This window comes from Clostridium sp. JN-9, assembly GCF_004103695.1.
Lineage (GTDB): Bacteria > Bacillota > Clostridia > Clostridiales > Clostridiaceae > JN-9.
In genome coordinates, this window is record NZ_CP035280.1 from 2,329,727 (window position 1) to 2,342,777 (window position 13,051).

Sequence of the window (13,051 nt, forward strand, 5' to 3'; positions counted from 1 at the left end):
ACTATTTATTTAAATGTTGTTTTACAATTTGACTAACAAGCTTTCCGTCTGCTCTACCCTTAGTTTTCTGGGATAAAACAGCCATAACTTTTCCCATGTCCTTCATGCTATTTGCACCCACTTCATCAATTGTCTGACGAACAATTTCGGAAATTTCACTTTCACTTAACTGCTGAGGAAGGTATTGTAACAAAATTTCAATTTCTGCATTTGTTTCATCAATTAAATCCTGCCTGTTCCCTTTTTGGAAATCTATTAAGGCTTCTCGTCTTGATTTGACTTCCTTAGCAAGTACCTCTATGACTTCTTCATCATCAAGCTTAGTCCCATTAGTCTTTTCAACCAATAGTACAGCTGCTCTTGCCATACTAATTGTATTAGCTTTAAACTTATCCTTAGCTTTAAGAGCCTGCTTCCAGTCTTCTTGTAGTCTTTCTTTAAGAGACATTCAATAGTACCTTCTTTCAAAGAAACCTTATTTAAACTTCCTCTTTCTTGCAGCTTCAGATTTTTTCTTTCTTTTAACACTTGGTTTATCATAATGCTCTCTCTTTCTAACTTCTGAAAGAACACCAGCTCTTGCGCATTTTCTCTTAAATCTTCTTAATGCACTTTCCAATGTTTCGTTTTCTCCAACTTTTATTTCTGACATATTTTATCCCTCCCTCCGCTAGCTCAATCTAATTTCAAAAATTAAACATAGCCAATGTGGGTTATAATTAGCACATTGTTTATTATACAACACCAAATCCTTCACTGTCAACTGTTTCATTAAGCAGATAGGAAATATTTAGAGACTTTTATTAACCTGGAGGCCAATTAAGGCTTCTTCCCCCAAGCAGATGAAAATGCATATGAGGAACAGACTGACCTCCATGCTCCCCGCAATTATTTACTATTCTGTATCCATTTTCATCAATTTTAAAATCTTTAACAAGTTTTTGTATAACCATGAAAATATGGGATATAATCTCACTATCTTCAGGCTTAAGTTCATTTAAACTAGTTATATGTTTTTTAGGAATAATAATTAAATGAACAGGGGCCTCTGGATTTATGTCTTTAAAAGCAAGAACTTCTTTGTCTTCATAAACCTTAGTGCTTGGTATTTCACCCTTGACAATTTTACAAAATAAACAGTCTTCCATGTTTTCACCTCCTTAAACCACAAACTCTTAACTCTTAACTTTTAACTCAAAACTGTAAAAGCTTTTCCTTTCATATGCTCTTCTTCTACAGATATTAATTTTGTTTCTAATATACTACCGCGAATGTCCTTATCACTCTTAACAATTACCTTTATATAATTAGGAGTATATCCTTCATAATAGTCATGATCTCCCTGAACATTCTGCTCAAACAAAACCTTCTGAGTTGTATTTATAAACTTATTCATAAATTCTTTTTCTAGTGAAATATTTAATTTCATTAGTGCACTGCTTCTATATTCTTTAATATTACCATCTATCTGATTTTCCATTGAAGCAGCCTTTGTTCCCTTTCTGGGACTAAATTTAAATATATGCATCTTACTTAGTTTTATGCTTTTAAGGAATTCATAAGTTTCATTAAATTCCTCTTCCGTTTCCCCAGGGAAACCCACTATTATATCAGTTGTGATGGACACTCCTGGTATGTGAGTTCTTAAATCATCCAGTATTTTTTTATACTGCTCTGTGGTATATCTTCTATTCATTCTTTTTAAAGTTTCATTGCATCCGCTTTGCAGTGATAAATGAAAATGAGGACAGAGTTTATTAAGTTTACCCAATCTCTCAGCTATTCCTTTTGTAAAATATGCAGGATCCATTGATCCTATTCTTATTCTGTCAATGCCATCAATTTCTTCAATTGCCTCTAACAATTTAGCCAAATCCCAATTTTCATTTAAGTCGCTTCCATAGGATGCCATGTCGATACCTGATAAAATTACTTCTTTAAAATTATGTTTTGCAAGTTCTCTTACTTCACTTATAACTACTGATGGATCCTTTGAGCACACAGCTCCCCTTGCAAAAGGAATGAGGCAATAGGAGCAGAATCTGTTACATCCATCCTGGATTTTTAAAAAAGCTCTTGTTTTATCCTGATATTCCTCAATTACTAAATTCTCAAACACCTTATTTTTAAGTACATCATTGACCTGCATAATTTTTTTATTTTCTTCTCTGGCTCTGTTGACCCAGTACACAATGTCTCCTTTATTTCTAGTTCCAAGCACCACATCTACCCCAGAAATCTTAGATACTTCATTTGGAGCAATTTGTGAGTAGCACCCAACAACTGCAATAATAGCATTTTCGTTCTGTCTTCTGGCCCTGCCTATCATTTGTCTGGATTTTTTATCACCCATGTTAGTAACTGTGCAGGTATTTATAACATAAACATCTGAAAAGCTATCAAATGGTACAATTTCATAGCCCTGTTTGATAAACTTTTCACACATTGCTTCTGTTTCATATATATTAACTCTACAGCCTAATGTAGAAAAAGCAACCTTCATTAAATTTCCTCCCTTTTTATATGCTGCCCCCTAAATCACCTAATTCATATCCAAGTAATGAAATGCAGACAAATCCAGCTGTTTCAGTCCTTAATATTCTCGGCCCTAAGGTAACTATGTAAGCTCCTGCATCCTTTAGCTGTTTTATCTCTTCTTCTTCAAAGCCTCCCTCAGGTCCTATAATTACAGCAGCTTTTTTTATCTTTTCAATTTCACTTTTACTAAAAGATTGAATTAATTTCTTTATACCATATCCATTTTCATTTTCATATGGGACTACAATAATATCAAAATCATTTTTTTTACTTATAAAAGTACTGAACTCAATGGGAGTATTTGTTACAGGTATTAAAGATCTTTTACATTGCTTGCAGGCCTCTAATGCAATTTTATTCCATCTGTCAGCTTTTTTAAATTCTGATGTTCCGCCTTTAACCACAACTCTTTCAGTTAATAGTGGCGTTATTTCTTTAACACCTAGTTCCGTAGCTTTTTGAACAATTAAATCCATTTTGCCTGACTTTGGCATACCCTGATATAGATAAAATTCCACAGGGCTTTCATTATATGTATTTATGGTTTCCTTTATTTTAACAATGACTTGTTTTTTGTTTATTTCAGATATTTCACCAATAAATTCTTTTCCCTCACAATTGTTTAAGAATATTTCATCACCTTCATGGAGCCTTAAAACCTTATAAATATGTTTTACATCCTCTCCATCAATTGTAGCCATATCTCCATGAAAATTAATTTTAGGAACAAAAAACTTATTCATAGTCTCTCCTCTATTTACAATTTAGCTGTAATACAAACCCATTCGCCTTCTTCGTTTACTTCCTCTATTTGAAGGTCGGCACTATTGAACTTATCAATTACGTCCTGTTTTCTTGAATTTATTATGCCGGATGCAATAAATCTTCCTCCTGGAAGTATGAAATCTTTAACGCAGTCTGTTAAGAATATAATAACATCTGCAATTATATTTGCAACTACAATATTGGCTTTTCCCTGCACAACATCCATAAGATTTCCATGAATTATTTCAATATTGTTTAATTTATTGTATTTTACATTTTCTGATGCAGATTTAACTGCCACAGGATCTAAATCTACCCCAATTACCCTTTTTGCATTAAGTTTTGCCGCAGATATAGCAAGTATTCCAGATCCGGTTCCAATGTCAAACACAACAGAATCACTGTGTACATGCTTCTCCAGAGCCTTTATGCACATTCTTGTAGTTTCATGGGTTCCAGTGCCAAATGCCATTCCAGGGTCTAATTCTACCACAATTTCATCATCCTTAGCAGCATAGTTCTCCCAAATTGGCTTTACCACAATTTTTTCTCCTACCTTGGCAGGTTTGTAATATTTTTTCCAGTTATTTTCCCAATCTTCTTCATTAACTTTTGTAACTGTTACAAGTCCTTTACCTTTATCTATACCAAATTCCTTTAAATTCTCAATACTGCTTTTTATGTAATTTAAATGATTTTCAAAATCTTCATCTTCTTTATAGTATCCTTTAATTACTGCTCCTTCTTTTACTTTCAGAAGAGATTCATCAAAATAATCCCAGTCACCAGGATGTTTCTTCTTAAACTCTATGTCCTCTGGATCTTCTATAGAAATTCCGTTAACTGGTGTATTATATAATATTCCAGTTACTGCTTCTACTGCCTGGCTGCTGGTTATTATTGAAACCTCTAACCAATCCTTATCCATTTTTCTTCCTCCTAAAAACTATAATTAGATTTAAATGCAAGAAACTTCGTTTGTCAACATGGCAAACGAAGTTTTAATTTATTTAAAACTATCTTTAAATTTGTCCATAAAAGATTTTTTTTGTTCCCCTTCTGGCATGTCTCCACTTGCTACCATATACATCATTAAAGCTTCCTTCTGTTTTTGAGTAAGACTCTTAGGAATATCTACTACAATAGATACATATTCGTCTCCTCTGCCTTTGCTGTTAACCTTTGGAACACCTTTGTTTCTCAATCTGAAAATTGTTCCAGGCTGAGTGCCGGAAGGTACTGTATATTTCACATCACCATCTACGGTAGGTACACTGAGTTCCATACCTAGTGCAGCCTGTGCAAAACCAATATGTCTGTCAATATAAATATCAGATCCTTTTCTCTTAAATTCAGCATGAGGCAAAACTCTGATATTTATATATAAATCTCCTGCAGGTCCTCCATTATTTCCATGTTCTCCCTGACCTCTTAAAGGCATAACATTACCTGTATCTACACCTGCTGGTATATTAACTTTTATTTTTCTTTGTCTTCTTACTTTACCTGTTCCACCACAGCTATGACAAGGTTCTGATATTATTGTACCTTTTCCTCCGCATTTATCACAGGTTGTCATATTAACAAAGTTTCCAAATGGTGTACTTCTTTGAGTTCTTACCTGACCTGTTCCTCCGCATTTATCGCAGGTCTTTGGATGTGTTCCATTTTTAGCTCCTGTTCCATGACACTTTTCACAAGTTTCACTTCTATTAATTGATATTTCCTTTTCGGTGCCAAAAACAGCTTCTTCAAACTTTAAAGTTATAGTATATTCAAGATCTGCGCCTCTTTCAGGGCCATTCTTTCTTCTTCGTCCGCCGCCTGAGAAACCGCCTCCAAAAAAGCTGTCAAATATATCACCAAATCCACCAAAATCTGAAAAATCAAAGCTGGAGGCATCGAATCCACCACCGCCGGAAAAATCTGCTGTTCCAAACTGATCATATTGTGCCTTTTTTTGAGGATCAGATAAAACCTGATAAGCCTCATTTATCTCTTTGAATTTTTCTTCAGCCTCTTTATTTCCTCGATTTTTGTCTGGATGGTATTTTAATGCTAATTTTCTAAATGCTTTTTTAATTTCATCATCACTGGCACCCTTTTGAAGTCCCAATACTTCATAATAGTCCTTGTTTGCCACCCTTTATTCACCACCCTTTAATTCAGTTAAGAGTTAACAGTTAAGAGTTAACAGTTAACAGTTTTTACTTCTTAGTTCTTAGTTCTTACTTCCTAGTTATAGTGCTGTTATCTACTCAAATTAAGGGAGGAGTAGATATACCCTTCCCTTAATCTCATAATATATATTATATACTAAACATTGAATTTGTCATTATTATTTATTGTCTTTTTTGTCATCATCTACTTTAAAGTCGGCATCCACTACATTACCATCTTTTTTATCATTGTTTGCTCCTGCATTTGTTCCACCCATGTTATTTGGATCGAAACCTGCACCAGCTCCAGCACCTGCACCTGCTCCAGCACCATTTGCGCCATTTGCTCCGGCAGCCTGGTACATCTTTGATGATACTGCATAAAATGCCTGTGTTAATTCTTCAGTAGCCTTCTTTATTGCTTCAAGATCCTGTCCGTCTTTTACAGCATTAACGGCTTTAATCTTATCTTCAATATTTGTTTTATCCTGTGGAGAAACTTTATCTCCTAAATCCTTTAATGTTTTTTCACACTGATAAACCATTTGATCAGCATTATTTTTAACTTCTATACCTTCTTTTCTCTTTTTATCTTCTTCTGCAAATTTTTCAGCTTCTTTAACAGCCTTATCTATTTCATCATCACTTAAATTAGTTGATGCTGTAATAGTAATATTAGCTTCTTTTCCTGTTCCCTTATCTTTAGCAGAAACATTTACTATACCATTTGCATCTATATCGAATGTAACTTCAATCTGTGGAATTCCTCTTGGTGCAGGAGCTATTCCTGAAAGAGTAAATCTTCCTAATGTCTTGTTATCTGCAGCCATTTGTCTTTCACCCTGAACTACATGTATTTCAACGGAAGTCTGACCATCTGCAGCTGTTGAGAATACCTGGCTCTTTCTTGTTGGTATAGTTGTATTTCTTTCTATTAATGGAGTAGCTATTCCACCATAAGTTTCAATTCCCAGTGTTAAAGGTGTTACATCAAGAAGTAAAACATCTTTTACATCACCAGTTAATACACCAGCCTGTATTGCAGCACCTACAGCAACACATTCATCAGGGTTAACACCCTTTGATGGCTCTTTACCTGTAAAGCTCTTTACAGCATCCTGTACAGCAGGAATTCTTGTAGAACCTCCAACTAAAATTACCTTATCTACTTCATTCATTGATAATCCGGCATCCGAAAGTGCCTTTCTCATTGGTTCAGTAGTTGCATCAACCAGATCATGTGTTAATTCATTAAATTTAGCCCTGGTTAAATTCATATCAATGTGTTTTGGACCAGTTGCATCTGCAGTAATAAATGGTAAGTTAATATTTGTCTGCATTGATGAAGAAAGCTCTATTTTAGCTTTTTCTGCAGCTTCTTTTAATCTTTGAAGAGCCATTTTATCATTTCTTAAATCAATTCCATTTTCAGATTTAAATGTTTCAGCTATATAATCCATTACTTTCTGATCAAAATCGTCTCCGCCTAATTTTGTATTACCATTTGTTGATTTAACCTCAAATACACCATCACCTAATTCAAGTATAGAAACATCAAATGTACCACCGCCTAAATCATAAACTAAAATCCTCTGGCTTTTATTCATTTTATCCAGTCCATAAGCAAGTGATGCTGCTGTTGGTTCATTTATAATTCTCAGCACTTCAAGTCCGGCTATTTTACCGGCATCCTTTGTTGCCTGTCTTTGACTGTCATTAAAATATGCAGGTACTGTAATTACTGCCTGAGTTACTTTTTCTCCTAAATAAGCCTCAGCATCTGTTTTAAGTTTTTGTAATACCATTGCTGATATTTCCTGAGGTGTGTATTTTTTATTATCAATTGTTACATTGTAATCTGTTCCCATATGTCTCTTTATAGACATTATTGTCTTGTCAGGATTTGTTATTGACTGTCTTTTTGCAACCTGACCTACTAATCTTTCCCCATTTGCCTGAAATGATACAACTGATGGGGTTGTTCTGGCTCCTTCAGAGTTAGGGATTACAACTGGATCCCCGCCTTCCATTACTGCTACACATGAATTTGTTGTTCCTAAATCGATACCTATTACCTTTGACATTTTATTATTTCCCTCCTAATATTAAAGAAATATTTCGTTATTATTCAAATTTATAAAATATAAAATTATATATTAATTTGCAACCTTAACCATACTAAATCTTAATACCTTATCTCCTCTTTTATATCCCTTTTGAAATACTTCAACTATTTTATTTTTACCCTGATTCTCATCTTCAACATGCATTACTGCATTGTGAAAATTTGGATCAAATTCGCCTTCTGAAGGTATTTCAACTACATCTAATTTATCAAGTGCTGAATTAAATTGTTTCAAAGTCATATCAACACCCTTTTTCAATGATTCTAAATCTCCCTCTGCAGAAACGGCTCTTTCCAAATTATCAAGCACTGGTAAAAATGATTTAAGTATATCTTCGCAGGCATCCGTATAGATTCCTTCTTTTTCCTTAGCTGTTCTTTTTCTATAGTTTTCGTATTCTGCTGAATTTCTTACCAGTCTTTCCTTTAAAGCTTCTAATTCATTATTAATTTTCTCATTATCATCTTTAAGCTTTAAATTCTCTTTTGTAAGGTCAGTTATAATATTATCCCTGTGTTTTAATTCCTCTTCATTTTCTGAGTCTTTATCTTCTAATACTTCATTTGTTTTCTGATGATTATCTGTATCATTTACCTCATGTTCTGCTTCATTATTTTCTGGCATATCTTCTTCATCCTTTGGTATATCTGTTTCTTCATCCTTTGGAATATTTGCTTCTTCGTCCTTTGGGACATTTACTTTTTTTTTGTTTTCCATTCAACCTTCCTCCATTCAAGCTATGCGCATTTTAAATTTTGTGTTTTACAAAGTCATCTATCATCAAAGTAAACATTTGATAATCCATCGTTAATTTCTTTAACTATTTTAGCTATTATAGTTATTATCTTAGAATAGGGTATCCTGGTTGGTCCAATAACGCCAATTGAGCCTAATGGTCTATCCCCTAAACTGTATATTGCAGATATTACACTGCATTCCTTTGCATCCTCTACAGGATTTTCCTCTCCAATCTTAACTGAAATTTTAGAGTTTGAACTAAGCAAACCGCTTACCTTTACTTTATCTTCAAGCATGGAAAGAAAATCCTTAGCTTTTGTAATATTATTATACTCCGGGTAATTGAATATATTTGTTGTTCCCTCCATATATATATTGGAATTATCCGAAATGTTTAGACTTTCATATAATGCAGGTATTATAGAATTAAAAATATCCTCATACCCAGCAAAATCATTTTTTAGATTGTTAATTACCTCTAAGTTTATCTCTTCAATTGATAATCCTTTTAATCTGTCATTCAAAATGTTATTGAATTTAAGCAGCTTATCTGCATTTGTTTTCTTTGAAATCTTTATTATATTGTTTTTTATAATACCGCTGTCTGTAACTATTAACAGCAGCATATTATAGTTGTCCAAACTTACCAGCTGCATAGACTTTATACAGCTTTTTCCTACAGAAGGAGCTTTAACTATACAGGTTAGTTTTGTTAATTCAGATAATAACAACGTAGCCTGTTTTATCATTTTATCGGCTTCATAAAGTGCAGCATCTAAAACATGGCTCTTTATTAAAAGCTCTTCCTGAGGTGACAATTCCTGAATGCGCATCAATTTGTCAACATAAAGTCTATACCCCTTATCTGAAGGCTTTCTTCCAGAAGAGCTGTGCAGCTGTTCCAAATATCCCATATCCTCCAAATCTGCCATTTCATTTCTTATAGTTGCAGAACTGATTCCCAAGTTATACTTTTTTGCTATGGTTCTGGATCCAACTGGTTCGGCTGTCTTGATGTAATCATTAATAATTGCCTCAAGTATTCTAATTTTTCTTTCATCCATTTCCATACCATCACCTCTTTATTAGCACTCATCGTTGTTGAGTGCTAACTACTATGATTAAAAAATATCACTACCCTTTTTATTTGTCAATACCCTTTGCATTTAATTTATTACATTTTTATTTATTTACAGTAATTAATATTTGTTTATATCTTATTAAGCAACTATTCTTCCTTATTTCTTCATAGTGCAGGTACTATAAAATAAATTCGCACATAACACTATTTGATACTTCTATACCTTCTGGTGATAAAAATATCCTTCCATTCTTCATTATTAATAAGGAGTTATTTATAAATTTATTAATAATATGTCCATATATTGAAAAGATATCTATATTAAATCTTTTATGAAACTCTTCAATTGATATTCCATCAGTCATTCTTAATCCCATAAACATAAATTCTTCCATATTGTCTTTCTCTAAATTTTTATATATTTCATCCACTGCATTATTATTTTCTCTCATAGAATTAATATAATCCTCAATTTTGACTTTATTGCTAAACCTTTCTCCATTATAAAAAGAATGTGCTCCGCTTCCACAGCCCATATATTCTTTTGCTTCCCAGTAAATTATATTATGTCTGCATTCCATATTTTCTTTTGCAAAATTTGAAATCTCATATTGATTATAACCATTTTCTCTTAAAAAATTTACTGCATAATGGTACATTTCTCTCTCTGTTTCTTCAGATGGTAAATTTAACTTCCCGGACTGCTGCATATTATAAAATGGAGTCCCCTCTTCTACAATTAAACTATAGCACGATATATGCTTTGGCGCTAATTTCACTATACTGTTTAAAGTCATCTTCCATTGCTTCATGGTCTGATTGGGCAGTCCAAACATTAAATCTACATTAATATTATTAAATCCCATCTTTTCTGCCATTTCGTATGCTGTTATGAAATCACTGTAATTATGGATCCTTCCAATTGTTTTTAAAATATTATTATCACAGGACTGCAATCCAATACTGAGCCTGTTTACTCCCATGTCTTTAAATAGTAAAAGTATATCTTTATTCAGAGTTCCTGGATTAGCTTCTATTGTAAATTCCAGATCATCTGTTTTATGTAATTTATCTATACTGCTTTTAATGATTTCCCATGAATTTAAAGATAAATAGGTGGGTGTTCCCCCACCTATAAAAATGCTTTTATATAATAAAGAAGAGTTTTTATCTATTTCCCTGCTTAAAGCTATTGAATATTCCTTCATAAGATCATCCTTACCGCTAAAGGATGGAAAATCACAATATAAACATTTTTGTTTACAAAATGGTATATGAATATATAAACCTATTGCTTTATTCATAAAAACTCCCTTCTTTTAGTTGTCGTCAGTTTTAAGAACTGCCATAAATGCTTCCTGAGGTACTTCAACATTTCCTACCTGCCGCATTCTCTTTTTGCCTTCTTTTTGCTTCTCAAGAAGCTTTTTCTTTCTGGAAATATCTCCTCCGTAACACTTTGCTAAAACATCTTTTCTCATAGCCTTAACAGTTTCTCTGGCAATTATTTTTCCTCCTATTGATGCCTGTATTGGGACTTCAAATAACTGTCTTGGAATTATTTCTTTCAGCTTTTCAGCTATCTTTCTTCCCTTAGCATATGCCCTCTCTTCAGGAACAATCATGGAAAGTGCATCTACCATTTCACTATTTAACAGGATATCCAGTTTAACCAGCTTAGCCTCTTTATATCCTTTAAGTTCATAATCTAATGATGCATAACCCTTGGTCCTCGATTTCAAAGCATCAAAGAAGTCATAAATAATTTCATTGAGAGGTATTTCATAATTTAATACAACTCTTGTGGTTTCAATATACTGCATATCCATAAATGTACCACGTCTGCTTTGTGATAGCTCCATTACTGCTCCTACATATTCAGATGGAGTAATTATTGAAGCTTTAACAATAGGCTCTTCCATATATTTTATCTCAGAAATATCAGGCAGATTTGTTGGATTTGTAAGCTCAATTATAGTATTATCAGACTTACAGATTTTATATATTACTGATGGTGCAGTTGTAATGATCTCTAAATTAAATTCCCTTTCAATTCTTTCCTGAATAACATCCATATGAAGAAGTCCAAGAAAGCCGCATCTAAATCCAAATCCCAATGCAATTGATGTTTCCGGCTCAAAAGAGAGAGCTGCATCATTTACCTGTAATTTTTCAAGTGCATCTTTTAATTCATTATATTTTGCACCATCTACAGGATATATTCCACTGAATACCATAGGAACTGCTGGCCTGTATCCAACTAGCGGCTCCTTGGCTGGTCTTTTACTTTCCGTAACAGTATCACCAACTCTGGCATCCCTGACATTTTTAATTGAAGCAGTAAAATATCCAACATCACCGGCTTGCAGCTGTTCTACAGGCAAATAGTTTGGTACAAAAACTCCCACTTCTGTAACTTCATATACCTTTCCTGTAGCCATAAGCTTAATGGAAACTCCAGGCTTAATAGTACCTTCCTTTATTCTAATATGTGAAACTACACCCCTGTAGCTGTCATAGTAGGAATCAAATATTAATGCTCTTAAAGGTGCCTGCTCATCCCCTTCAGGTGCAGGTACATTTTCAACTATTGCCTCCAGAACATCCTCAATATTCAGTCCTGTCTTAGCAGATATCAGTGGTGCATTCTGTGCCTCTATTCCTATAACATCTTCAATTTCCTGCTTAACCTCATCAGGTCTTGCACTTGGCAGATCTATCTTATTTATTACAGGTACAATTTCAAGGTTATGATCTAATGCCAAATAACAATTGGCCAAAGTCTGAGCCTGAATTCCCTGGGTAGCATCTACTACTAAAACAGCTCCCTCACAGGCAGCCAGGCTTCTGGAAACCTCGTAATTAAAATCCACATGTCCTGGAGTATCTATAAGATTCAATGTATATTCCTCACCATTAGGTCTCTTATAGACTAACCTTGCTGCCTGAGATTTAATAGTGATTCCTCTTTCTCTCTCCAATTCCATATTGTCCAGAACCTGTTCTTCCATTTCTCTTTTTGTTAATGTTCCTGTAAGTTCAATTAATCTATCAGCTAAAGTTGACTTACCATGATCTATATGTGCAACAATTGAAAAATTTCTAATGTGTTTTTGTCTTTCGCTTTGCATGCTTATACCTCCATTGTTATATTATTAATGCAGTTTATGCAATGTACTCCAACATAATCAATGTCAATTATAGCATAACTCATTATTTGTGGAAAGATGTCAGAACTTAATTTTAACTACTTTACACTTCCGTTAAATGTGTCATATATAACTTCTGAAATTTTATTAACTTCCTTTGCTGCACCATTAAATATACTGTTTTTAGAAGTATTAAGTTTATTTATATTTTCTCTTAATTGTTCCCATTTAATATTGACAAATTCATCAAATGACTTTCTACTTATATCCATAATATATTTATTTGTATCAATTTCAAGCTCAAGAGGTGAAATTTTATATGTTACGGAAAAGCTGGATTTATCTTTGATAAATTGATCCATCCTGCTGCTTATTATTAAAAATCCCTGCAGTACAATAAAAAAGGAAATTATAGTAATAAGTATAATTCTTTTTCTCATAAAAAAAGTACTCCTTTCACTAAATAAAGTATAATAAACACATACTTTCTCTAAT

13 protein-coding genes are annotated in these 13,051 nt (G+C 33.3%); all 13 read right to left on the reverse strand.

Annotated elements, in window-relative coordinates; genetic code table 11:
• Nucleotide 1: 1 nt before the first annotated feature.
• The 13 genes from EQM05_RS11125 to EQM05_RS11185 all read right to left on the reverse strand — a co-directional run bounded on the left by EQM05_RS11125 (nucleotide 2) and on the right by EQM05_RS11185 (nucleotide 12,996).
• Complete coding sequence (locus tag EQM05_RS11125) at nucleotides 2-448, reverse strand: GatB/YqeY domain-containing protein (protein WP_128750099.1); 447 nt, start codon at nucleotides 446-448, stop codon at nucleotides 2-4.
• Nucleotides 449-475: 27 nt separating this feature from the next.
• Nucleotides 476-652 carry a 30S ribosomal protein S21 gene (gene rpsU, locus EQM05_RS11130; protein WP_128750100.1) on the reverse strand — a complete coding sequence of 59 codons (177 nt, stop codon included), beginning with the start codon at nucleotides 650-652 and terminating at the stop codon, nucleotides 476-478.
• Nucleotides 653-803: 151 nt separating this feature from the next.
• Complete coding sequence (locus EQM05_RS11135; RefSeq protein WP_128750101.1) at nucleotides 804-1,148, reverse strand: histidine triad nucleotide-binding protein; 345 nt, start codon at nucleotides 1,146-1,148, stop codon at nucleotides 804-806.
• Between the two features lie 41 nt (nucleotides 1,149-1,189).
• Nucleotides 1,190-2,503 (reverse strand): tRNA (N(6)-L-threonylcarbamoyladenosine(37)-C(2))-methylthiotransferase MtaB, encoded by a 1,314-nt coding sequence (gene mtaB / locus EQM05_RS11140; RefSeq protein WP_128750102.1) that lies wholly within the window; start codon nucleotides 2,501-2,503, stop codon nucleotides 1,190-1,192.
• A 16-nt stretch (nucleotides 2,504-2,519) separates the two neighbouring features.
• Nucleotides 2,520-3,281: a 16S rRNA (uracil(1498)-N(3))-methyltransferase gene (locus tag EQM05_RS11145; RefSeq protein ID WP_128750103.1), complete on the reverse strand. Its 762-nt coding sequence runs from the start codon at nucleotides 3,279-3,281 to the stop codon at nucleotides 2,520-2,522.
• Nucleotides 3,282-3,295: 14 nt separating this feature from the next.
• Complete coding sequence (prmA, locus tag EQM05_RS11150; RefSeq protein ID WP_128750104.1) at nucleotides 3,296-4,231, reverse strand: 50S ribosomal protein L11 methyltransferase; 936 nt, start codon at nucleotides 4,229-4,231, stop codon at nucleotides 3,296-3,298.
• A gap of 78 nt (nucleotides 4,232-4,309) precedes the next feature.
• Entirely contained in the window at nucleotides 4,310-5,446 is a 1,137-nt protein-coding gene (gene dnaJ, locus EQM05_RS11155; protein ID WP_128750105.1) for a molecular chaperone DnaJ, read from the reverse strand.
• Between the two features lie 195 nt (nucleotides 5,447-5,641).
• Nucleotides 5,642-7,546 carry a molecular chaperone DnaK gene (gene dnaK / locus EQM05_RS11160; RefSeq protein WP_128750106.1) on the reverse strand — a complete coding sequence of 635 codons (1,905 nt, stop codon included), beginning with the start codon at nucleotides 7,544-7,546 and terminating at the stop codon, nucleotides 5,642-5,644.
• Between the two features lie 72 nt (nucleotides 7,547-7,618).
• Nucleotides 7,619-8,305: a nucleotide exchange factor GrpE gene (gene grpE, locus EQM05_RS11165; RefSeq protein ID WP_347560225.1), complete on the reverse strand. Its 687-nt coding sequence runs from the start codon at nucleotides 8,303-8,305 to the stop codon at nucleotides 7,619-7,621.
• 53 nt (nucleotides 8,306-8,358) lie between these two features.
• Nucleotides 8,359-9,390: a heat-inducible transcriptional repressor HrcA gene (gene hrcA / locus EQM05_RS11170; RefSeq protein ID WP_205694207.1), complete on the reverse strand. Its 1,032-nt coding sequence runs from the start codon at nucleotides 9,388-9,390 to the stop codon at nucleotides 8,359-8,361.
• Nucleotides 9,391-9,586: 196 nt separating this feature from the next.
• Nucleotides 9,587-10,711, reverse strand: a complete 1,125-nt coding sequence (gene hemW, locus EQM05_RS11175) for a radical SAM family heme chaperone HemW (protein ID WP_128750108.1) — start codon at nucleotides 10,709-10,711, stop codon at nucleotides 9,587-9,589.
• 15 nt (nucleotides 10,712-10,726) lie between these two features.
• Nucleotides 10,727-12,538, reverse strand: coding sequence for a translation elongation factor 4 (lepA, locus tag EQM05_RS11180; protein ID WP_128750109.1), 1,812 nt, complete (start codon nucleotides 12,536-12,538; stop codon nucleotides 10,727-10,729).
• A 116-nt stretch (nucleotides 12,539-12,654) separates the two neighbouring features.
• Nucleotides 12,655-12,996, reverse strand: coding sequence for a hypothetical protein (locus EQM05_RS11185; RefSeq protein WP_128750110.1), 342 nt, complete (start codon nucleotides 12,994-12,996; stop codon nucleotides 12,655-12,657).
• Nucleotides 12,997-13,051: the final 55 nt, after the last annotated feature.